Origin of the sequence: Halorubrum californiense DSM 19288, assembly GCF_000336875.1 — an archaeon.
Classification (GTDB): Archaea; Halobacteriota; Halobacteria; order Halobacteriales; family Haloferacaceae; genus Halorubrum; species Halorubrum californiense.
In genome coordinates, this window is record NZ_AOJK01000033.1 from 1 (window position 1) to 21821 (window position 21821).

Sequence of the window (21821 nt, forward strand, 5' to 3'; positions counted from 1 at the left end):
GGACGACGCCGGCGTTGTTCGCGACGTTCTCGACGAGCACCCGGAACGCGTCCGCCGTCTCGCCGTCCTCCAGGACGACGGGCTCGCCGTCGTCGCCGCCGGTGCGCACGTCCGGGTCGAGCGGGATGCCGCCCAGGAACGGGAGCTCGTGCTCCTGCGCGAGCCCCTTCCCGCCGCCGGAGCCGAATATCTCGTGGAAGCCGCCGCAGTCCGGACAGCGGAAGCCGGCCATGTTCTCCGCGATGCCGAGGACGTTCGTGTCGTGTTTGCCGAACATGCGGAGCCCCTTCACCGCGTCGTCGAGCGCCACGTCCTGCGGTGTCGTGACGATCACGGCGCCCGTCAGGGGAAGCGTCTGGAGGATCGTGAGCTGGGTGTCGCCCGTCCCCGGCGGCAGGTCCATCACGAGGTAGTCGAGTTCCCCCCACTCCACGTCCTCGACGAGCTGGGTGATGATCTTGTGGACCATCGGGCCGCGCCAGATGACGGGGTCGTCCTCGCCGGTGAGGAAATCCATGCTCATCAGCTTCACCCCGAACCGCTCGGGCGGGACGATCGTCTCGCCGTCCGTCTCCGGGCGCTGTTCGGCCGACACCATCCGCGGCACGTTCGGCCCGTACACGTCGGCGTCGAACAGGCCGACGCGGGCGCCCAGCTCGGAGAGCCCGGCTGCGAGGTTCACCGCAACGGTCGACTTCCCGACGCCGCCCTTCCCGGAGGCGACCGCAATCACGTTCTGGACGCCCGGGAGGACCTGCTCGTCCGTCGAGAGGTCGTCCGGGATCGACGCCGACAGCTCGACGTCGAGGCCGGTGTCCGCGAGCGCCTCGCGCACGTCGTCCGCGACGGCCGACTCGTTCGGCGAGAAGGGCGCGCCGAGCGCGAGCGACACGTGGACGGTCCCGGCGTCGTCGTCGACCTCAACGTCGTTCACCAGCCCGAGCGAGACGATGTCGTCGCCGAGGTCGGGGTCCCGCACGTCCGCGAGCCGCTCCCGCACGTCCGATTCGTTCATGCCCGGTGGGAGGGCCGTGGGTCGAATAAGGGTTCTGTACCCGGGCGCGCCACCGTTCGCGACGCGCCCGCGGTCACCCGCTCAGTCGATCCGCGTCCCGGCGTCCTCGCCGCGCAGGAACGGGGCCAGCCCGTCCGCGCCGAACACGTACGCCGGCGCGTCGAGCGCGAGCAGCTCCCGCACCTTCGCGGCCATCCCGCCGGAGACGTCGGTCGCGTCGCTCGCGCCGAGCGCGTCCGCGACCGCGGCGAACTCGTCGATCTCGCTAATCACGTCGCCGGCGCCGTCGAGGACGCCGGGGACCGTCGAGCAGACGCCCACGCGGCGCGCGCCGAGCCCGGTCGCGAGTTCCACGACCAACTCGTCGCCCGAGACGACCGTCACCCCGTCGCCCGCAGTCGCCACGCCGTCGCCGTGGAGGACGGGGACGAGCCCCTCGCCGAGCAGCGTCACGGTCGATCCGAGCGGGAGGTCGAGTCCGCCGTCCGCGCCGTCGGCCCGCGCCGCGAGCGACAGCGGGTGGACCGGGACCGCGGGCACGCCGCGCTCCCGCAACCGCTCCAGCACGTGCGCGTTGAGGCGCTTCATCGCGCCGTGAATCGCGGCCACCGCCTCCGCGTCCCGCGTCCCGTCGGTCGTCGACACCCCGTGTTCGCTGGCGTGATGGTGGCCGAAGCTCCCGCCGCCGTGGACGACGACGAGCCGGTCGGCCGCGCCCGCCGCGAGCGCGTCGGCGACGGCGTCGCAGGCGGCCGAAAGCGCCGCGTCGTCGAGGGTTTCGGGCCGGCCCTTCTCGGTGATCAGACTCCCCCCGAGTTTGAGGACGACGGGGGGTGCGGCGCCGTCGACGTTGCGGACTGAGTCATCGCCCGTCACGGCTCCACCACCCGGACGCCCTCCGTCGCCAGCTCCGCGCGGAACGCCTCTTCGCAGCCCTGCGTGAACGACAGCGCGGTCTCCGTCGCGTCGCTCTCGTCCAAGGCGACGATACAGCCGCCGCCGCCCGCGCCGGTGAGCTTCGCGCCGTGCGCGCCCGCGTCCCGCGCGGCCCACACCATCGCGTCGAGCGACCGGGCGGAGACGCCGAGCGCCGTGAGCAGCCCGTGGTTGAAGTCCATCAGCTCGCCGAGCTCCGCGAGCAACGCCGGTTCCGGCTCGCTGTGGGGGTCAGCCTCGGCGAGCAGCTCCTCGCCCGTCCGGACGAGGTCGCCGATCGACTCCACGGTGTCCGCGGCGAACTCGTGTTCAGCCCGCAGTTCGCGGACGCCCGCGACCAGTTCGCCGGTGTCGCCCGCGCCGCCGTCGAAGCCGACGGCGAACGGCAGGTTGGGGGCGTCGATCGGCTCGCAGTCGTCGCCCTCGACCCGCACCGCGCCGCCCATCGTCGAGCAGAACGTGTCCGCGCGGGAGGCCTGTCCGTCCTGAACCTCGTACTCGGCCCGGTACGCCCGGTCGGCGATCTCACGCCGGTCGAGCGGCTCGCCGAGCGCGCGCGTCGCGGCGTCGATGCCGGCCACGACCACGGCCGCGGACGACCCGAGCCCCGCGCCCAGCGGGATGTCGCTCTCGACGGTGATGTCGAAACCGGCGTCGGGCGCGTCGGCGGCGTCCCGGGCCTGCTCGACGGCCGCGTCGACGTACCCCATCGCGGCCTCGACGAGCGGGGTCGGCACGTCCACGTCGGGCCGGTCGCCGGTGCCGCCGGCGTACTCCACGGTGAACCCGTTCAGGGAGAGGTCCTCGGCCTCGACGCGCACGTGGTCGTCCTCGCGCGGCTCGACGGTCACCGCGGCGCGTCGCTCGATGGCCGCCGGCACGGCCGGCTCGCCGTAGACGACGGCGTGTTCGCCGAAGAGGTACACCTTCCCCGGCGCCTCGCAAACGGTCATACGGCGACCGTCGCTCCGCGGGCTTACAGTCGTTGCGCTTGCCGGGTTCCGGCCCGCGGCGGAATCTATCTCCCCGGCCTGCGACGAGGCCTACTGCTCCGTCCGACTCGGCTCGCGGTCGCGGATCGGCTCCCGGCACCGGATCGCCCGGCGCAGCCCGATCTCCGCCACGTCGCCGCCGCACTCCGCGGTCCGCCGCAGCGCGCGCGAGACGCGCCGGAGTGCCGCTGCCCCCTCGCCCGCGTCGTCCAGATCCCGGTCGAGCGCGTCGATCTCGTCGCGAGCCCGACTGAGGTCGCCGATCGCGCCCCGAGCGACGTCGGCGCCGTCGTCGCCGAGGGCGACGCTCACCCCGTCGGAGACGACCTCCCGGACCGCGGCGCCGACGTCGCGACACGTCTCCAGCCGCCCGTCTGACGGCGGGGCGTCGAGCGACGCCGCCGCGTCCCCGATGTCCGCCGCCGCGTCGCGGAAGCGGCACAGCTCTCGCATCGCCGTCCACGACTCGAACAGCTCCGGGCGGGTCGTCCCGAGCGCGTCGACCTCCCCGAGGTCCGCCATGCCCCGGGAGACGGAGCGGTCGATCATCGACGCGAGGCGGTCGACCTGCCCGTCGCGGGAGCCGATCGGCGACGAGTCGGGGGGCGCCGCCAGCGCCTCGACCGCGTCGCCGTGTATCGAGCGCACCGTGAACGCCAGCTGTCGGAGCGACTGGCTCACGGAGACCTCCGCCGAGTCCAGCATGATCTGGACCGTCGTCGCGGTCCCCGACTCCGCGGCCACGGACATCCCGACCCGGTTGCGGGCGACCCGCTCGACGACGCGCCGCTGGGCCGGGGTGAGCGGCTCGTCCCGTTCGAGCGTGACCTCGCGCGCGCCGGCGGCGTAGGCCGCCCGCAGCGCCCGCTCTATCACCGCCGGGTCGGCCGACTCGATCCGGGCGACGGGCGGGTCACAGTCGTCACCGTTCCCGGTCTGGACAGCCAGCACGCCGTCGATGTGGTCGTGGAGCGTCACGGTGTCGCCGGACGCGACGCCCTGCGACTCCGCCCACTCCTTCGGGAGCGAGACCGTGTACGTTCCGTTTCCCACGGTCTGGACCTTTCGTGACTCCATCTCAGTAGAGCAGCTCCGGATCGTTTTCGATCATGTAGAGGGTCCGCGCCGCGATGTTCACGGCGTGGTCCGCGACCCGTTCGAGGTCCCGGACCGTCAACAGGACCCGCGACACGTCGTCCAACACCCGCTCGACCTCCCAGCCGTCCCCGTCGCTCTCCGCGATCAGGTCGCGGGTGACGCTCTCGCTCGCGCGCTGGCAGAGCGCGTCGACCTCGTCGTCGTCGGTCGCGACCGCCCGGCACGCGGCCGCGTCCTCGGCCTCGTACGCGGCGAGGCTCCGTTCGAGGAGGTCGCGCGCCGCCTCGCCGATGACGCCGAGCTGGACCTCCGGCGAGAGCGTCTGCGTCGCGGTCCGGAGGTAATCCGCGAGATTGACCGCGAGGTCGCCGATGCGTTCGAGGTCGGTGATGATCTTGAACGACGCGGTGACGAACCGGAGGTCGCCGGCGACCGGCTGCTGGAGCGCGAAGAGGTCGACGCAGCGGTCCTCCAAGCGCAGGTACGTCTCGTTGACCGCCGCGTCGCGGTCGACCACGTCCTGCGCCAGCGACTCGTCGCGGCGTTCGACGGCGTCGAGGCTCCGTTCGACCTGCCCGATCACCTGATCTCCCATGGCGAGTACGTCGGCCCGGAGCTCGTCGAGCGAGTCCTGGTACTGTTCTCGGGGCATGCGATCACCCGAACTTGCCGGTGATGTAGTCCTCGACGCGCTCGCTGTGCGGGTCCTCGAACACCTGATCGGTGTCGCCGTACTCGACGAGTTCGCCGCCCGTGAGGAACACGGCGGTCTGGTCCGATATCCGGGCCGCCTGCTGCATGTTGTGCGTGACGATGACGACGGTGTAGTGTTCGGAGAGGTCGTCGATCAGGTCCTCGATCTTCGCGGTGGCGATGGGGTCGAGCGCCGAGGCCGGCTCGTCCATCAGGATGACCTCCGGGTCGACCGAGAGACAGCGGGCGATGCAGAGGCGCTGTTGTTGGCCGCCGGAGAGGCCGAGCGCGTTGTCGTCGAGGCGGTCGCTCACCTCGTCCCACAGCGCCGCGTCGCGCAGGCACCGCTCGACGAGTTCGTCGCGCTCGTCCGCGTCGCTCCGGTTCAGCAGGCGGGCGAGCAGCCCCGTGTCGAGGTCGCCGTGCTTCTTCGGGCCGTAGGCGATGTTCTCGCGGATCGACTTCGGGAACGGGTTCGGCGACTGGAACACCATTCCGACCCGCTTCCGGAGTTCGACGAGGTTGACGCCGTCCTGGTAGATCTCCTCGCCGTCCAGCGTCACCGAGCCGTCGATCCGGGCGGAGCTGACCCGGTCGTTCATCCGGTTGAGACACCGGAGGTACGTCGACTTCCCGCAGCCGGAGGGGCCGATGAGCGCGGTGACGCTTTTCTCCGGAATCTCCATCGAGACGCCCTTCAGCGCGTGGTCGTCGCCGTAGTGGACGTCGAGGTCCTCGACCGCCATCTTGGTCTCGCCCCGGAACTCGTACTCGGTCCACTCCTCTCGGGTCTGCTCGACGGTCTCGCCGGCCGTCGTGGTGGGCGAGCGGTCGTCGGTCGGCGAGCGGTCGTCGGTCGGCGAGCGGTCGTCGGTCGATGCGGTCTGGGTCTGTTGAGTGGTGTTCTCGCTCATCGGATTCAGGTGTGTGTGAGCCGCCGCCGGAAGTAGTAGCGCGTCGCGATACCGATCGCGTAGAAAGAGAGGACGACGATCAGGAGGACCAGCGCCGTCGCCCAGCGGAACTCGTCCGCGTTGCCGACGTTGCTGCTTGCGCCCACGCCGGCGGAAATGAGGGCGTACAGCTGGTACGGCAGCGCCGAGGTCGCCTCCAGCAGGGCCGGGTTGGCGACGAACGGCGGCGACGCCGTGAACTGGAAGCCGCCGATGACGTCGACCGTCTGCGAGCCCGGGACGAAGGTTCCGCCGGCCATCGTCAGCAGTATCGGGGCCGTCTCGCCGGCGATCCGGCCGACGCCGAGGATGACCCCAGTGACGACGCCCGGGAGCGCCGCCGGGAGGACGACGCTCCGGATCGTCTGCCACTTCGAGACGCCGAGCGCGGCGCTCGCGTCGCGGTACTCGTCGGGGACGGAGAGCATCGCCTCGCGGGAGGTGATCACCACGAGCGGGAGGAGCATGAACCCGAGCGTGATCATTCCGGAGAGCAGCGACTTCCCGTTGCCGAACCGAGGGATGAGGAAGGCGAACCCGAACAGCCCGAAGACGATGCTCGGGGTGCTCCACAGCCCGTTGGTCGCGACCTCGACGACCTGCGTGAACCGGCCGCGGTCCGCGTACTCGGTGAGGAAGACGGCCGCACCGACGCCGAGCGGCACCGCCAGCGCGACCGCGCCGGCCACGAGCCAGACCGTGCCGACGATCGCGGGCAGCACGCCTTGGAAGTCGTTGAACAGGGCGACGCCGTTCATCACAAACGGGACGGACACCGGGAGCGTGACCGAAATCCCGAGTATCGTCGTCTGGGGCCCGGTGCCGAGCCCTATCTCGGCGCCGTTCAGCAGCCCCGGAATCCCCTGAACGACGACGAAGGCGACGAGGATGAACAGGAAGGCGACGATCGAGAGCGCGTTGAGGTAGACGAGGACGTACGCGCCCATGTGGCGCCCGCGGGCGCCGAACCCGCCGTACGCCTTCGCCGACGCCCAGCCGCCGTAGAGGGTGGTGAACAACGTCGCGACGGGGATCAGGAACTCCGCGGTGATCGCGGCCTGCTGTGCCCAGCCGAGCTCCCACACCCACGTCGGCCCGATGACGCCGGTCAGGAACACGAGTCCGGTCAGCGCGAGGAGGCTCCCGAGCGGGAGCGTCGACCCGAGGTCCTCGCGCGGGAGGACGGTGAGCGCGAACGCGACGCCGCCGGTGGCGATCCCGGCGACCGCGCCGACCGTCGTGCCGAGGCCGAGGGTCTGGCTCGCGACGGCGCCACCGACGACGACCCACGGGACGGCGGCGCCGATCCCGGCGATCAGTCCGGCGCTCGGGTCGGGGGTCGTCTTGACGTACCCGAGCCGCGATCCGGCCCCGAAGGCGATCACCGCGACGCCGAGCGCGGTCAGCAGTCCGCCGAGCAGCGTCACGGTCTGGACGCCGAACAGCGACCCGGTGAGGCTGACGCGCTCGAACATCGCGGCGACGGCGAGCGCGAACAGGACCGCGGAGAGCCCGACGGCGACGCCGGCGACGGCGTCCGTCTCTGTGGTGTTCGGCTCGACGAGTTGCGCGTCCGCCTCGCTCGCGCCCGCCATCAGACCTCACCTCCGAGCCGCTTGTGCACCCGCCACTCGATGTACTGCGCGCCGATGGAGATGACGAGAACGGTGATGAACAGGATTACGCCCGCGACGAACAGCGCGTCCATCTGGAACCCGTCCGCCTCGCCGTAGTTCCGCGCGATGATAGAGGTCAGCGTCTCCTGGCCGTAGAAGACGTTGACGAGCGGCTCCGTGAGCCGCGGCACGCCCCGCAGCATCACCGTCGCGGCCATCGTCTCGCCGATGGCGCGGCCGACGCCGAGCAGGACCGCGGCCGACACGCCGGAGAACGCAGCGGGCAGCGTGATCGAGGTCATGGTCTGCCAGTCGGTCGTCCCCATCGCCAGCGACCCGCTCTTCATCGACTCGGGGACGCTGCTCAGCGCGTCCTCCGCGACGGAGACGACGGTCGGCAGCGCCATCACCCCGACGACGATGCCGACGAACAGGTACGATCCCTGTCCGGTCGTCTGGAACTGGGTAGACGCCCACGGACCCAGCACGGTGAACCCGATGAACCCGTAGACGATCGAGGGGATGCCGGCGAGGATCTCGACGCCGGGCTTGACGACCTCGCGGACCGTCGCCGGGGCGATCTCAGAGAGGAACAGCGCCGCGGAGACGCCCAGCGGGGCGGCGACGGCGGAGGCGATGAGCGTTACCATCACCGTCCCGTGGATCATCGGCACCATCGAGTACCGGATGGGCGGCGAGACGGCGTCCCAGTTCGGCTGGATGAACATCCGCAGGCCGGGGACCGTGATCCCGAACACCGTCGCGCTCTCGTATCGGATCACCGGGACCGACTCTCGGAAGATGAACACGATGATCAGCCCGAGGATGAGGATCGTCGACACCGTCATCATCAGCGCGATGACGTACGCCGTCTCCTCTTGGTACCGGAACCAGCCGATCCCCGCGGCGGTGAGGAAGGCGAGGAAGGGAACAATGGTGAGGTCGGAGACGGCCAGAAAGCCGACGAACGCGCCGAGCAGCGACAGGACCATCACGGCGATGATCGCCAGCGCCGTCGGTTCGGTCTCGTCGGCGAACTCCCTGAGCCGCCTGCGCTGCGCGCCGAGCGCGTCGCGTATTCGTCCGCTTTGGGAGCCGATTACCGGTACCATGAATCTGTTATGAGTGACATCCTCGTGATGCGTGTCTGGTGGAAACGTCGTGTGGTCGACAGCGGATCCCGGACGTCCCGCGAGGGGTTCGGCGACCGACGCGGGCCGAACCGGGTCGGTTCTCGGTGCGTGGCTGAAGGGCCGAGGCGCGGGGACCTACGGCGAGAGGAGCTCTTCCGTCGCGACGGACGAGACCTGCTCTTTCATCGACTCCAGGTCGCTCGTCGGGAGCGGGATGTAGTTGTTCCCCTCGACGAAGACGGTCTGTCCGAACTCGTTGAGGAACATGTTGACGAACGCCGCCTCGCGCGTGTCGTAGCCGCCCCCGTCGGGGTTGCTCTCCTCGATCAGCGTGTACATGTGGAGGTCGCGGTTGAGCGGGTACGAGCTGTCGAAGATGGTGTTCTCCGCGTCGCGGCTGGTCTCGTACAGCGTGCCGTCGAACTCGATGGAGATCGGGATGACCGTCTCGCTGGTGAACGCGAGCGCCATGTACGCGATGGACCCCTCGTTCTGGCCGACGGCCTGGGCGACCTGCTGGTTCTGCCCGAAGCGGGTGTCGACACCCGACATCGAAGCGTCGGCGGCGCCGAGCATGTTCAGGCGGAACGAGGTGTCGGTTCCCGACCCCTCGGCGCGACCGATGGCGTAGATCTCTTGGTCGTAGTCGACGCCGTCGATCTGGTTCCAGTTGGTAATCTCGTCCTGGTAGATCTGGCGAATCTGCTCGCCGGTCAGCTGGGTAACGCCGGCGTCGGCGACGTCGGAGCTGATGACGACCGGCTGCCCGTCGCGGCCGACGACGTTGTCGACGACCGTGTTCTGTGCCTTCTCATCGCTCCAGTCGAGCTCGGCCGTGATCGGGCCGGAGGAGTTGCCGATGTCGACGAGGCCGTCGGTGACGGCCTCACAGCCGGTCCCCGAGTGGCTCAGGCCGACCGTCGTCGGGAACGGCGGCGAGGAGCGCTGGTCGGTCGGCTCGAAGCCGAACTTCGCGGCGAAGTAGTCGGCGATGAGCATGTCGTCCGCGCCGTCGGCGGCGAGTTCGTCCCAGCCGGGGACCGAACTCTCGTCGTTGGCGCCCCAGTATTCGCCGTCGCTCGGCGGCGCGTTGGAGTTCCAGTAGGAGCTCCCCGTGTTCGAGATGGGGTACACGGTCGAGGAGCCCTCGGCGTTGAGCAGCGACGTACTCTGCCCGGAGCTGTCGCCGCCGTCGCTACCGTCGCTGCCGTCGGACCCGTCACTGCCGTCCATGCTGTCGCCGCCGTCCCCGGAGCCGCCGTCGCCGCCGTCGCTACCGCCGCTACAGCCCGCCAATCCGGCGGTTCCGAGCGCACCGCACGTGATGAGAACTTTCCGCCGCGACACGCCGCCGTCGACCCAGTTCCGGTCTGACATCGAGTGGAGACACAGCGTAGCGTATTAAACTGGTTTATATTTCTGATATGTCCGCGTCCGTGACCGAAGTGAGTACTCGGTAGTTCCCATATCTATCATAGCGAGATAAATAACCTATATAGCACAGTATAGCACTCTAATGGCCTCTATCTGTCAATACTCGGCTCTGACCGAAGGAATAACACCACCGTGTCGAGTACGGCACCACATGAGCCGACCGGTGACAGAAAACGTTTCAACCGACGTACTCGTCGGCGAGGTCGTCGATCGAACGGACGAGGATCCGGAGTCGATCCGGACGTGGCTCGATCCGTTCACCGACGACGGGACGGTCTCGTCCGCGGCGATAGAGGCGAGCGTCACCGACGTGGCACAGATCCTCGCGACCGCGGAGACCCGGGTCGACCTCGCGACGCGGACTCACGAGGAGACGACCGCCGCCGCCGCGGACGCGCCGGACCTCGATATCGTCGCCGTTCGACGCCGCGCGTTCGGGGACCGGCTGGACGACCTCCGGGCGGACGTGGAGGCGCTCGGCGACGAACTGGGCGAGGCCAGATCGGGACTTGACTCCCCGGTGGAACTCTACCGCGCCGCGGTCGCCCTCCACGAGGTCACGACCGACGCGCAGGACATCGTCCGGATCGCTCACGACCTCGAAACCGAACTGGAGGCGTTCGAGGCGTGGCTCAACTCGGCCAACCGACGCCACGACGCGCTCGTGGACGAGGTCGACGCCGCGGCGGAGTCGGTTGCGGCTGTCGCGGAGACCGTCGAGTCGCTTCGGGACGTCGCCGAGCCCGACCGAGAGCGGTGGTTCGACGCGACGGTCCAGACGCGCGTCCTCGACCTCGTCGTCGCCGACCTTCGGGCCGAGGCCGACGACCTCCGCACGTGGGCCGGCCGTGACGGCGTCTCCTTCCCGGACGGCGTCGACGAGCGGCTCGACGGCCTCGAAACCGAGGTAGCGGACCACGCGGCGGCGCTCGCCGACGGACCGGCGTGGGACGACCGGTTCGAGGAGCGGCTCGACGGCCTCGACACGGAACTCGAGGCCGTCGAGCCGCCCGTGGCGTGGGCGCGCGTGGATGAGACCGTCGCCGAGGTGCGGTCGGCGCTGTCCGACGGCGGACCGACGCCGACGGACGCCGCACCGCCAAATACGTCGTCGCCCGAGCCCGGCCCGAACGAGACCGACGCGAACTGACGCCGCGGTCCCGCGCCTCGACGCCGCGGCCTCGCCCATCGACGCCGCGGCCCGTACCTATTCCACCCGCGCGAACGTCTGATCGGGCACTGACCCAGATCCCGTCGCTCGTCTCCCGGTCGCTTTCGAACTTCGCCGAGGGGCTGGTCGTCGCGGTGCCGCGGCTGCTTTCTGGGCTGATCTTCCTCGCGCTGGCGTACCTGACGGTGCGGATCGTCCTCTCCGTTGTCAGCAGGTCGATCGAACGACTGTACGTCGGCGACCGGGAGCTGGTCGGCGACCTCATCGTGACGCTCGTCGCGATCTTCCTCTGGTTCGGGGTCGCGCTCACCTTCCTCAAGGTCGTCGGCATGGGCGACATCGCCGCGAGCCTCGGCACTGCGGTCGGCTTCATCGCCCTGGGCCTCTCCTACGCGCTCTCCGAGATGATAGAGGACACGGTGGCGGGCGTCTACCTCCTGCGGGACCCCGACTTCAACGTCGGCTATCGCGTCGACGCCAAGGGCGTCACCGGCACCGTCGCCGCCATCGAACTCCGGAAGACGCGGATCGACACCGACGCCGGCGACCGGATCGTGATGGCGAACCGCGGTGGACGCACGACGTTCCGGCGGCGGAGGAGACCGCCGGCGACGAGGCGTCGACGGCCGACTGAGCGCGGGCCGCGGTCGTGTCACACTCTCCCAACACTTATCAATCCGCTCCGAAACTCCATCGCTATGGCAACCGAGTCCACCGAGACCGTCGACGCGACCGCCGAGGGCGACACCGCCGAGGGCGACACCGTCGAGGGCGACACGACGCTGGCGGCGCTGTCGCACGCGTCGGCCCTCTTCGCCTCCTTCCTCGGCCCGATCCTCTTCCTGATCCTCGCCGACGACGGCGACGAGCTCGTCGAACGGAACGCGAAGAACTCGCTGAACTTCCAGATCATCGTCTTCGTCGCGCTCATGATCGCCGGCGCCCTCAGTTTCGTGTTCGTCGGCCTCCTGCTGTTCCCGATCATCGCGGTCGCCGACCTAGTCCTGGTCCTCGTCGGCACGGTGAAGGCCAACGACGGGAAGGTGTACTCGTACCCGTTCACGCCCGACATCGTCTGACGACGGTCCTCTTCCGGTGGTGCGGCTACCGACGGCCGGCGGGCGGAGACCGACGGCTAGCGGGCGGAAGTCGACCGAAACGGGACCGTGAACGCAAAAAGCGACCGGCTTAGAGCTCGTCCTCGAAGTCCTCGAGGGCGAACACGGTGTCGGCGCCGCGGCGGTCGAGCGTCTCGTTGGCGAGGAGCCAGTAGACGACCGACAGCGCGCGTCGACCCTTGTTGTTCGTCGGGATGACGAGGTCGACGTTCGACAGCTGGTTGTTGGAGTCGCACATCGCGATCACCGGGATGCCGACGGTGATGGCCTCCTTGACGGCCTGCGCGTCGCCGATCGGGTCGGTCACCACGACGACGTCCGGCTCGATGTAGCCGGCGTAGTCGGGGTTCGTCAGCGTGCCGGGGATGAAGCGGCCGGTGCGGGCGCGGGCGCCGATGGCGTCCGCGAACTTCTCGGCCGGGAACCGGCCGTACTGCCGCGAGGACGTGACGAGGATCTGCTCGGGGTTGTAGTTCGCGAGGAAGTCCGCGGCCGTGCGGATCCGCTGGTCGGTGAGGCTCACGTCGAGGACGTAGAGCCCGTCGTCGCGGACGCGGTGGATGAACCGCTCCATGTCCTTCGTCTTCTGCTGGGTCCCGATGTGGACACCCGCGGAGAGGTAGTCCTCGACCGGAATCAACAGGTCGACGTCGTCGTCGGGCATGACGTCGTCGTCGAACGGGGAGGCGTCCTCCTCCTCGGTCTCCTCGGCGGCCTCGCTCTCGGCGTCGGCGGATGCCTCGGGTTCGGCGTCGGCAGACGCCCCCTCGGCAGCCGCGTCGGCGGTCGGTTCCTCGGTCGTGTCGGCCTCCTCCTCGACCGCCGCGTCGACCGCCTCGGTCTCCGCGTCGTCGTCGAGTTCGACCGCGTCGTTGTCTTCGCTCATGCGTGGTGTGGGCCCGTCATACCGCGTCGTCCGCGATGCGGACCAGTTCGTTCAGCTTGGCGGTTCGCTCGCCGCCGACCGTGCCGGTCTTGATGTAGCCGGCGTCGGTCGCCACGGCGAGGTGTGCGATGGTGGTGTCCTCGGTCTCGCCCGAACGGTGGGAGATAACCGTCTCGTACCCGTTGCGGGCGGCGAGTTCGACGGCGTCGAACGCGTCCGACAGCGTCCCGATCTGGTTCGGCTTGATCAGGATGCTGTTGGCCGCGCCGGCGTCGATGCCGTCTTGAAGCCGCTCGACGTTGGTGACGAACAGGTCGTCGCCGCAGATCAGCGTCCGGTCGCCGACCTGATCGGTCAACTCCGCGAACGCCTCGTAGTCGTTCTCGTCGAGCGGGTCCTCGACGTACGCGAGGTCGTACTCGTCGACGAGGCCGGCGACGTACTCGATCTGCTCGTCGGCCGACTTCGTCTCGTCGCCGTACACGTACGCCCCTCGGTCGTCGTCGTACAGTTCGGCGGCGGCCATGTCGAGCCCGAAGCGGATCTCGAATCCGACCTCCTCCTCGACGCGGTCGACCGCCTCGTCGACGACCTCGAACGCGTCCGCGTCCGAGATGGGGGGCGCCCACGCGCCCTCGTCGCCCTTCGCCGCGGGGACGCCGCGCTCGTCGAGCACGTCCGCGACCGCCGCGTGGACCGCGGCGTTCGCGAAGACGGCCTCCGAGACGCTCGGCGCGCCGACGGGTGCCGCGAGGAACTCTTGGATGTGGGTCGCCTCCTTGGCGTGCTCCCCGCCGCCGACGACGTTGCCGAGCGGAATCGGGAAGTTCTCGCCGCGGAACGCGCCGCCGAGGTGCTGGTACAGCGGCGCGCCCAGCACGTCGGCCGCGGCCTTCGCGGCCGCCATCGAGATGGCGACCGCGCTGTTGGCGCCGACCGCGGAGAAGTCGTCCGTCCCGTCGGCGGCGCGCAGGGCGTTGTCGACCGCGCGCTGGTCGCCCGCGTAGACGCCTTCGAGGCGCGGCACCGCGTGTTCGCGGGCCTTCGCGATCGACTCGCTCGCGGGCAGTTCGATCGCCTCGTACTCGCCCGTGGAGGCCCCGCTGGGGGCCGCCCCGCGGCCGAAGCCGCCGGACTCAGTGAGCACGTCGGCCTCGACCGTCGGGTTCCCCCGCGAGTCGAGCACGCGACGGAGCGAGACGCTGGTGATCCGCGTCATCAGCTCTCCCTCCGGACCGTGAACGGGAGCGCGCCCGCGTCGTACTCCTCCGCGGCGACGAGGATCGGCTCCGTCTGGTCCGTGTCGATCAGCACGGGCGCCCCGTAGGACACCTGTAGCGCTCGCGCGCCGAGGATGCGTGCCTTCTCGTATCGATTGTATCGCTGTCCTGACATAGTTACTGGTACGGCGAGACGACGTCGACGAGGTCGCGGTGGCTCACCAACATGCGCCGGCAGCAGTGCCGGTCGACCCCGAGGTCGTCGAGCACCTCGCCGGGGTCCTCGTCGCCCTCGCGAGCCCGCTGTTTAAACTCTTCCCAGTGTTCACCCACGACGTTGCCGCACGTGAAACACCGGACGGGGATCATCATGACTGGATCACCTCAGCGGTAGGACTTCTGGTAGCGAGCGCGCGCGCCGGGTCCGCCCCACTTCTTGGGTTCGGACTGGCGCACGTCGTTGACCAGCAGGGTGCGGTCGAAGTTCATGTACGCGTCGCGCAGCTCGGCGTCGCCGAGGTGCTGGACGAGGCCGCGGGCGATGGCGGTCCGCGTCGCGTCCGCCTGGCCGCTGAAGCCGCCGCCCTCGACGTCGATGTCGATGTCGACGCCGTCGCGCAGCTCCTCGCCGGCGATGCGGAACGGCTCGAGCATCTTGAGCCGCGCCTGCTCCGGTTCGACCAGCTCGACTGGCTGGGAGTTGATGCGAACGCGACCCTCGCCCTCGCGCACGGTGGCGCGGGCGACGGCCGTCTTCTTCTTGCCTGAGGTGTTCGTTACCATGTGACGTTGGCTCCCAGTGACTCGGAGATCGACCCGAGCGTGGTGAATTTGATGTTCGAGAGGCGGTCGAGCGAGGTGCCGTCGAGGACAACGCTGTCGATGTCCTCGTCGCGCTCGTAGGGGTTCCCGACGTACACGCGCACGTTCGAGAACGCCTCGCGGCCGTCCTCCGACTTGTACGGCAGCATGCCGCGGATGGCGCGCTTGAAAATCCGGTCGGGGCGCTTGGGGTAGTACGGCCCGCTGTCCGAGCCGAGTTCCGCGCGCTTGTGGTACGTCTCCATCGTCGCCTCCTCGTTGCCGGTGATGACGGCGTGTTCGGCGTTGACGACGGCGACGGTCTCCCCGGCGAGGACGCGCTGTGCGACCTCCGAGGAGACGCGACCGAGGATACAGTCGCGGGCGTCGACGACGACGTCCGCGTCTATCTTCGCGAGACTCATCGAATCACCCGGACGTTGCTTCCTTCGGGGTTCTGTTCGACGTACTGTTCCAGCGTCACCGCTTCGCCGGCCTGGTCGATCTTCGTCCGGGCGGTCCCGGAGAAGTCGACGGCGGCGACGGTGACGTTCGTTTCGAGCACACCGCTGCCCAGCACCTTGCCGGGGACGACGACCGTCTCGTCTTCCTGAGCGTACCGCTCGATGCGGCCCAGGTTGACCTCAGCGTGCGTGCGCCGTGGCTTCTCCAGTCGGTCGGCGACGTCCTGCCACACGTTGGCACCGGAGTCACGCGAGACCGACTTCAGATCGGCGATGAGGTTCTGTAGTTTCGGATTCGTCTTGCTACTCATAGCTGTCCCTCCTGAGTGGAGAGTTCGTGGAAAACGGAGTGCAGGGAGCAGGATTTGAACCTGCGGACCTCTACAGGACAGCGCCCTGAACGCTGCGCCGTTGGCCTGACTTGGCTATCCCTGCGTGCACTCCACCGTATTCCGGCTCCCTTCAAACCACTTTCGGTCCCGCCGCCCGCCGCGTCGGCCGCGGACGCTCCGACGGTCGGAGCGGCGCCGCGGCTGTCTGCGGGGGCGACGGTCAGGGTATTGGTTTGAAGCGCCGTCATTTCCTTATACTGCGACTTTCGTCTGTAGTTCGTCCGCGCGCTCCTCGATGGAGTCGATGGCGCGGAGCAGCAGTTCCTCGACGTCGAACGAGCCGTCCGTCTCGATGTGGAAGACGAACGCGCCCGGCACTTCCTCGACTGCGACCTCCTTCCCGGGGAACCGTTCCGAGAGGTCGTTGTCGAACTCGTCGGTGAGTTCGATGTCCCCCTCGGGCGCCTCGATGACGCCGCGGAGGATGTTCGGCTCGTCGTCGTCGAACTCGCCGCGGTCGCCTTCGACCGAGACGCGCTGGAGGTGGCGGTAGCCGACGGAGACGCCGCCCTGGTGTTTGGCGTGCTCCTTGCCGGTGTCGAGGACCGCGTTGGCCTCGAACTCCAACCGCTGTCCCTCCTTCAGCTCGATGATCGGGACGTTGTCGTCGGCGACCTCGACGAGCGGATCGCTGCTCTCGATGTCGCCGGAGTACGCCGTCGCCGGGCCTTCGACGTCGAGCGCGAGGGTGACCTCGTCGCCGAGTTCGAAGTCGTCGAGCGGCGTCGTCAGGGGCACGAGCCCCAGCCGCAGGCCGATCATCTCGTCGAACATGACCGAGGAGTTCTCGACGAACTGGACCGTGTCGATCGAGAACGTCGGGACGTCGGCGATCATCGCGCGGCGGATGCCGTTGGCGAACGCCGGCGTAAGCCCGCGGATCAGCACTCGCGCGCTGCGTTCGTCCCGTTCGACGTACTGGACGTCGAATTCGTCTTCGGTCATGTCAGACTCGCTTGTTCTTCGGCGCCTTCGTCCCGTCGTGCGGGATCGGCGTGACGTCCTCGATGCGCCCGATCTCGACGCCCGCACGCGAGAGCGCGCGGATCGTCGCCTGCGCACCGGGGCCGGTGGACTTGTTGAGGTTGCCGCCGGGGCCGCGCACGCGAACGTGTACGCCCTCTAGACCGGCGTCCTTGACGCGCTCGGCGACGACCTCCGCCATCTGCATGGCGGCGTACGGCGACGCCTCGTCGCGGTTCTGCTTCACCACGGTGCCGCCGGACGACTTGGCGATCGTCTCGGCGCCCGTCTCGTCGGTGACCGTGATGAGCGTGTTGTTGAACGACGCGTACACGTGGGCGATGCCCCACTTTCCTCCGTCTTCGGATTCACTCATGGATGCTCACTCCTGTGACTCCGCACGCTCGGGGTGGAGATCGTCCGCGAGCGGGCTCGTCTCGTCGAAGGCGATGGCGCCTTCGTCGTCGACGTCCACCTTCACCGACGGGCGCGTGACGCGGGCGCCGTTGACGGTGATGTGGCCGTGGACGATGAACTGGCGGGCCTGCTGGGTCGAGGAGGCGAAGCCCTGTCGGTAGACGACCGTCTGGAGGCGACGCTCCAGCAGGTCGGTCACGTCGAGCGACAGGACCGTCGAGATGTCGTCGTTGTCGCCGAGGATGCCGATGCGGCGGAGTCGTGCGACGAACTCCGCGCCGGCGTCCTGAGCGGCCTCGACGTCGCCCTGCGCCTCGCCGAGCAGGCGTCGGGCCTCCCGACGCATGTTGCGCAGCTCGGACTGGGCGCGCCAGAACTCCTCTTTGTTCTTCAGACCGTACCGCGAGAGGAGGTCGGACTCCTCGGCGATGCGCTCGCCCTGGTACGGGTGGTTCGGCGTCTCGTAGCCCTTGGTGTTCTTTCCGGTGCTCATTCGTCGTCACCGCCCTCGTCGTCCGCCATCTCCTCGCGGATCTCCTCGACGTTGACCCCGATGGTCCCCTCCGAGCGACCCGTGGACTTGGTGCGCTGCCCGCGGACCTTCTGCCCGCGCTTGTGGCGCACGCCCTTGTACGATTCGATGATCTTCATCCGGTTGATGTCGTGACGGCGCTTCTCGTTGACGTCGGTGCCGACGAGGTGCGTCGTCTCTCCGGTGAAGAAGTCGTTCTGTCGGTTCGTCATCCACGACGGGACGTGGTCTTCGAGGTTCTCGGCGATGTCGACCACCGCGTCGATGTCATCCTCGTCGAGGAGCCCGAACGTGGCGTTTCTGTCCACGTCGGCCTTCTCGGCGACCAGCCGCGCCGTGCGCGTGCCGATGCCGTCGAGTTCGGACAGGCTTCGCTCGACCGTCTTCGTCCCGTCGAGGTCCGCGCCCCCGATCCGAACGAAGTACTGGAGGTCTTCCTCCTCCTCCGGCGAGTCGTCCTGTGATTCTTCCGTGCTCATGTGTTGGTTGTGGTGAGCCCTACCGGCGCGAATCCGGCGGTACTCGTCCGTTCGAGCGTTGCGGCGGGGATTCGAACCCCGGAGGCAGTGACGCCACAGAGTTAGCAACCCTGCGCCTTGGGCCAGGCTTGGCTACCGCAACCCGCGTTGTATCATCGCCCTCTCGGACTCGGGGCCCGACGCCCCTACAGTTCGTGCGTTCGTATGCTCCCGCTTTCGGTACTTAAACATCACGAAACGGCCGGGTCGCTGTGGGGGTCTCGCACGGTCGCCGCGGGCGCCGTCACGCGACCGTGTCGGTTCCCGGCCGGCGCGGTCCACAGGGTTCCGTGAGGCGTACTGTTTAGTGGGTTCCGCGGAAGGGGTCGCGTATGCAAGCCGTTCAGTTCGCCGACCACGGCGACCGCGACGTGATCGAGTACGGCGACTTCCCCGACCCCGACCCCGACCGCGGCGAGGTGCTCGTCGACGTCAAGGCCGGCGCGTTGAACCACCTCGACATCTGGACCCGACGCGGGATGCCCGGCATCGACCTGGAGATGCCGCACATCCCCGGGAGCGACGCGGCGGGCGTCGTCGAGGCGGTCGGCGAGGGCGTCACGCGGTTCGAGCCGGGCGACCACGTCGCCGTGAGCGCGGGCGTCTCCTGCGGGAACTGCGAGTTCTGTCGCAACGGTGAGGAGTCGCTCTGCGTCTCCTTCCACATCATCGGCGAACACGTCCGCGGCGTCCACGCCGAGAAGGCCGCGGTGCCCGCCGAGAACCTCGTCCCGGTCCCGTCCGGCGTCGACTGGGAGGTCGCCGGCTCCGCGTCGCTCGTCTTCCAGACGGCGTGGCGCATGCTCCAGACGCGCGCCGACATCGAGGCGGGAGAAAAGGTTCTGGTCCTCGGCGCCTCTGGCGGCGTCGGCCACGCGGCGGTCCAGATCGCCGACCACGCGGGCTGTGAGGTGTTCGCGACGGCCTCCACCGAGGAGAAGCTCTCCCACGCCGAGGAGTGTGGCGCCGACCACGTCATCGATTACGAGGCGAACGACTTCGCCGAGGAGATCGGCGAACTCACCGGCAAGCGCGGCGTCGACGTCGTCGTCGACCACGTCGGTGAGGCCACCTACCCGAGCTCGCTGAAGTCGATGGCGAAGGGCGGCCGGCTCGTCACCTGCGGCGCGACCACCGGCCCGAATCCGGGCGCCGGACTCAACCGCATCTTCTGGAACCAGCTGTCGGTCCTCGGCTCGACGATGGCGACGCCGGGCGAGGTCGACGAGGTCTTGGATCTCGTCTGGGACGGCACCTTCGAACCGCGCGTTCGCGAGGTCCTCCCGATGAGCGAGGCCGAGCGCGCACACGAGATGATCGAGAACCGTGAGGGCTTTGGCAAAGTGGTCGTTAAACCCGATAGTGAGCTCTGAGACCGACGCGCCCGCCGACGATGCGTCCACCCGCGACGCGGACGCGCCCGCCGACGGCACCACCGACGGCGGCTACGTCCACGTCCCCGGCACCGACGACGGTGCCGACGCGACCGACAGCGGCGGCGACGGCTCGCGGGACCCGGCCGTCGACGCCGACGAGCCCACCGCCGACGGCTTCGGTCGCAGGGGATGGGCGCTGACGGCGGCGATATTCGTCTGCGCGCTCGTCATCCCGGGGATCATCTACGTCTACCCGTACGCCGCGGGCTGGTTCGGTCTCCCGTTCTTCGCGACGTACCTCGCGCTCCCGCTCGTCCCAGCCCTCCTCCTCGGCCTCGTCGCGGTCTGGTCGATGACGGCCGCGACCGCCGACCGCGAGGAGTGAGCGGTCCGCGCGGCCGACGGCGCCCCCGTCAGATCCCGCCGGCACGCCGGCGAACGACAACCGTTTTGAACGACACCCGCGCAGTGATGATATGTTGATCACCGTCTCCGGCCCGCCCGGCAGCGGGAAGAGCACCAACGCCGTCCAGCTGGCGGACGCCCTCGGCCTCGGGCATGTCTCCGGCGGCGACATCTTCCGTGAGATGGCGGCCGAACGCGACATGACGCCCGTCGAATTCAATGAGTTCGCCGAGGAGGACCCGCAGATCGACCGCGACCTCGATCGCCGCCTCCGCGAGATCGCGGTCGAGCGCGACGACGTCGTCCTCGAATCGCGGCTCGCCGGCTGGCTCGCGGCCGACCACGCCGACTTCCGGTTCTGGTTCGACGCGCCGCTGTCGGTCCGCGCGGAGCGGATCGCGGAGCGCGAATCGAAGGACGTCGACCGCGCGCGAACGGAGACGGAGCGCCGCGAGGACTCCGAGCGCAAGCGATACAAGGAGTACTACAACATCGACATCGAGGACCTCTCAATCTACGACGCCGCGTACAACACCGCCCGCTGGGGCCCCGAGCCGTTCCTCGACGTCCTCGTCGCGACCGTCGAGGCGTACGTCCCGGACGACGACGAGGGGAAGGCTCCCGTCGAAGGCGTCGTGTACGACTTCTGACTCCACCACCCACCGCCCCGCATGACAGACGCTTCCGACGCCGACACCGACGCGCCCCCCGACGGCGAGAGCCCCCTCAGAGCACCCCCCGGTGAGCGGTCGGTACCGGAGCTGCTACGGTTCGGCGTCGTCAACCTGGACAAGCCGGCCGGCCCCTCCTCGCACCAGGTGTCGGCGTGGGTCCGCGACGCGATAGACGAGACGCTCGCGGCGCTCGACCCAGAGGGGCAGCCGACCGGCGGCGTCGCCCACTCGGGCACGCTCGATCCGAAGGTCACCGGCTGCCTCCCCACGCTGACCGGCGACGCGACGCGGATGGCGCAGGTGTTCTTGGAGGGCGCCAAGGAGTACGTCGCGGTGCTGGAGCTCCACGGCTCCCCCCCGACGGACTTCCGGGACGTGGTCGCGGCGTTCGAGAGCGAGATCTACCAGAAGCCGCCGCGGAAGAGCGCGGTGAGCCGCCGACTCCGCACGCGGACGATTCACCACCTCGACGTGCTGGAGGTTGCGGACCGCCGAGCGCTCCTCAGGATTCGCTGCGAGTCTGGGACGTACGTGCGGAAACTGTGCCACGACATCGGGCTCGCGACGGGCGTCGGGGCGCACATGGGGCACCTCCGCCGGACCGCCACCGACCCGTTCGACGACCGAGACCTCCGCATGCTTCAGGACTTGGTGGACGCGCTCGCGTGGGCCGAGGACGGCGACGACGCGCTCCTCCGCGATGTGGTCCGCCCAGCCGAGGACGCGCTGACGCATCTTCCCGCGGTGACGGTCGCGCGGTCGGCCGCGCGCAACGTCGCGACCGGCGCGCCCGTCTACGCGCCCGGCGTGATCGACGTCGACGACGCGGCGCTCCCGACCGAGCGCGACGGCGATGGCGACGGCGACGGAGGGCCAAACGGCGGACCCGACGACGGGCCGCCGCTCGTCGCGTGTTTCACGCCGGACGGCACCGCGGTCTGTCTCGGACGGGTCGTCGGCGATCCGGACGCCGACAGCGGGGTCGTCGTCGACTTGGAGCGCGTTCTTTTATAA

26 protein-coding genes, 2 tRNA genes and 1 pseudogene are annotated in these 21821 nt (G+C 69.4%); 7 read left to right on the top strand and 22 right to left on the bottom strand.

Features of this window, described 5'->3' with window-relative positions:
* From C463_RS06260 to C463_RS06300, 9 genes are all read right to left on the bottom strand, one after another.
* A partial coding sequence (locus C463_RS06260) for an Mrp/NBP35 family ATP-binding protein (RefSeq protein ID WP_008442120.1) occupies positions 1-1015 on the bottom strand: 1015 nt, incomplete at its 3' end.
* 81 nt (positions 1016-1096) lie between these two features.
* Positions 1097-1891 (bottom strand): isopentenyl phosphate kinase, encoded by a 795-nt coding sequence (locus C463_RS06265; protein ID WP_008442122.1) that lies wholly within the window; start codon positions 1889-1891, stop codon positions 1097-1099.
* On the bottom strand, positions 1888-2904 hold the full coding sequence (mvk, locus tag C463_RS06270) for a mevalonate kinase (protein WP_008442123.1): 1017 nt from the start codon (positions 2902-2904) through the stop codon (positions 1888-1890). Before mvk ends, C463_RS06265 begins: the two co-directional genes overlap by 4 nt.
* Before the next feature lie 90 nt (positions 2905-2994).
* Entirely contained in the window at positions 2995-4020 is a 1026-nt protein-coding gene (locus C463_RS06275; protein WP_008442125.1) for an AbrB/MazE/SpoVT family DNA-binding domain-containing protein, read from the bottom strand.
* 1 nt (position 4021) lies between these two features.
* Entirely contained in the window at positions 4022-4693 is a 672-nt protein-coding gene (phoU, locus tag C463_RS06280) for a phosphate signaling complex protein PhoU (protein WP_008442128.1), read from the bottom strand.
* Between the two features lie 4 nt (positions 4694-4697).
* Positions 4698-5648, bottom strand: a complete 951-nt coding sequence (gene pstB, locus C463_RS06285) for a phosphate ABC transporter ATP-binding protein PstB (protein ID WP_008442130.1) — start codon at positions 5646-5648, stop codon at positions 4698-4700.
* A gap of 5 nt (positions 5649-5653) precedes the next feature.
* Entirely contained in the window at positions 5654-7282 is a 1629-nt protein-coding gene (gene pstA, locus C463_RS06290) for a phosphate ABC transporter permease PstA (RefSeq protein ID WP_008442132.1), read from the bottom strand.
* A complete protein-coding gene (gene pstC, locus C463_RS06295) occupies positions 7282-8415 on the bottom strand; it encodes a phosphate ABC transporter permease subunit PstC (RefSeq protein WP_008442133.1) in 1134 nt (377 codons plus the stop codon). The genes pstA and pstC overlap by 1 nt, the downstream gene beginning before the upstream one ends.
* A gap of 156 nt (positions 8416-8571) precedes the next feature.
* The gene (locus C463_RS06300) at positions 8572-9813 is read right to left on the bottom strand and encodes a PstS family phosphate ABC transporter substrate-binding protein (protein WP_008442141.1); all 1242 of its coding nucleotides are present in this window, start codon (positions 9811-9813) and stop codon (positions 8572-8574) included.
* Positions 9814-10021: 208 nt separating this feature from the next.
* Between C463_RS06300 and C463_RS06305 the strand changes: the two genes are divergently transcribed.
* The 3 genes and pseudogenes from C463_RS06305 to C463_RS06315 all read left to right on the top strand — a co-directional run bounded on the left by C463_RS06305 (position 10022) and on the right by C463_RS06315 (position 12120).
* The gene (locus C463_RS06305; protein WP_008442142.1) at positions 10022-11020 is read left to right on the top strand and encodes a hypothetical protein; all 999 of its coding nucleotides are present in this window, start codon (positions 10022-10024) and stop codon (positions 11018-11020) included.
* Between the two features lie 89 nt (positions 11021-11109).
* A pseudogene (locus C463_RS06310) lies at positions 11110-11675 on the top strand (mechanosensitive ion channel domain-containing protein).
* Between the two features lie 64 nt (positions 11676-11739).
* Positions 11740-12120, top strand: coding sequence for a DUF4870 domain-containing protein (locus tag C463_RS06315; protein WP_049905637.1), 381 nt, complete (start codon positions 11740-11742; stop codon positions 12118-12120).
* A gap of 109 nt (positions 12121-12229) precedes the next feature.
* Here C463_RS06315 and rpsB read toward each other — a convergent pair whose 3' ends face one another.
* The 13 genes from rpsB to C463_RS06380 all read right to left on the bottom strand — a co-directional run bounded on the left by rpsB (position 12230) and on the right by C463_RS06380 (position 18455).
* A complete protein-coding gene (gene rpsB / locus C463_RS06320; protein WP_008442147.1) occupies positions 12230-13045 on the bottom strand; it encodes a 30S ribosomal protein S2 in 816 nt (271 codons plus the stop codon).
* A gap of 16 nt (positions 13046-13061) precedes the next feature.
* Positions 13062-14264, bottom strand: a complete 1203-nt coding sequence (eno, locus tag C463_RS06325) for a phosphopyruvate hydratase (protein WP_008442148.1) — start codon at positions 14262-14264, stop codon at positions 13062-13064.
* A complete protein-coding gene (locus C463_RS06330; protein ID WP_006628057.1) occupies positions 14264-14440 on the bottom strand; it encodes a DNA-directed RNA polymerase subunit K in 177 nt (58 codons plus the stop codon). The genes eno and C463_RS06330 overlap by 1 nt, the downstream gene beginning before the upstream one ends.
* 2 nt (positions 14441-14442) lie before the next feature.
* Positions 14443-14637, bottom strand: coding sequence for a DNA-directed RNA polymerase subunit N (locus C463_RS06335; protein WP_008442149.1), 195 nt, complete (start codon positions 14635-14637; stop codon positions 14443-14445).
* Between the two features lie 12 nt (positions 14638-14649).
* Positions 14650-15048, bottom strand: coding sequence for a 30S ribosomal protein S9 (locus tag C463_RS06340; protein WP_004595258.1), 399 nt, complete (start codon positions 15046-15048; stop codon positions 14650-14652).
* Positions 15042-15491, bottom strand: a complete 450-nt coding sequence (locus C463_RS06345) for a 50S ribosomal protein L13 (protein WP_008442150.1) — start codon at positions 15489-15491, stop codon at positions 15042-15044. The genes C463_RS06340 and C463_RS06345 overlap by 7 nt, the downstream gene beginning before the upstream one ends.
* Entirely contained in the window at positions 15488-15841 is a 354-nt protein-coding gene (locus tag C463_RS06350) for a 50S ribosomal protein L18e (RefSeq protein ID WP_004595256.1), read from the bottom strand. Before C463_RS06350 ends, C463_RS06345 begins: the two co-directional genes overlap by 4 nt.
* Positions 15842-15880: 39 nt before the next feature.
* Positions 15881-15965 (bottom strand) — tRNA-Leu (locus tag C463_RS06355).
* A gap of 149 nt (positions 15966-16114) precedes the next feature.
* Positions 16115-16867 (bottom strand): DNA-directed RNA polymerase subunit D, encoded by a 753-nt coding sequence (locus C463_RS06360; protein WP_008442152.1) that lies wholly within the window; start codon positions 16865-16867, stop codon positions 16115-16117.
* A gap of 1 nt (position 16868) precedes the next feature.
* Positions 16869-17261 (bottom strand): 30S ribosomal protein S11, encoded by a 393-nt coding sequence (locus tag C463_RS06365; RefSeq protein ID WP_004595254.1) that lies wholly within the window; start codon positions 17259-17261, stop codon positions 16869-16871.
* A gap of 6 nt (positions 17262-17267) precedes the next feature.
* The gene (locus C463_RS06370; RefSeq protein WP_008442154.1) at positions 17268-17795 is read right to left on the bottom strand and encodes a 30S ribosomal protein S4; all 528 of its coding nucleotides are present in this window, start codon (positions 17793-17795) and stop codon (positions 17268-17270) included.
* Positions 17792-18313 carry a 30S ribosomal protein S13 gene (locus C463_RS06375; protein ID WP_008442156.1) on the bottom strand — a complete coding sequence of 174 codons (522 nt, stop codon included), beginning with the start codon at positions 18311-18313 and terminating at the stop codon, positions 17792-17794. The genes C463_RS06370 and C463_RS06375 overlap by 4 nt, the downstream gene beginning before the upstream one ends.
* Positions 18314-18369: 56 nt before the next feature.
* Positions 18370-18455: transfer RNA gene (locus C463_RS06380), tRNA-Ser, on the bottom strand.
* A 229-nt stretch (positions 18456-18684) separates the two neighbouring features.
* On the opposite strand from C463_RS06380, the gene C463_RS06385 reads away from it, so the two are divergent.
* From C463_RS06385 to C463_RS06400, 4 genes are all read left to right on the top strand, one after another.
* Entirely contained in the window at positions 18685-19725 is a 1041-nt protein-coding gene (locus C463_RS06385) for a zinc-binding dehydrogenase (protein ID WP_008442159.1), read from the top strand.
* A complete protein-coding gene (locus tag C463_RS06390) occupies positions 19715-20113 on the top strand; it encodes a hypothetical protein (RefSeq protein WP_008442160.1) in 399 nt (132 codons plus the stop codon). The genes C463_RS06385 and C463_RS06390 overlap by 11 nt, the downstream gene beginning before the upstream one ends.
* A gap of 91 nt (positions 20114-20204) precedes the next feature.
* The gene (gene cmk, locus C463_RS06395; RefSeq protein ID WP_008442161.1) at positions 20205-20783 is read left to right on the top strand and encodes a (d)CMP kinase; all 579 of its coding nucleotides are present in this window, start codon (positions 20205-20207) and stop codon (positions 20781-20783) included.
* Between the two features lie 21 nt (positions 20784-20804).
* Positions 20805-21821, top strand: coding sequence for an RNA-guided pseudouridylation complex pseudouridine synthase subunit Cbf5 (locus C463_RS06400; protein WP_008442163.1), 1017 nt, complete (start codon positions 20805-20807; stop codon positions 21819-21821).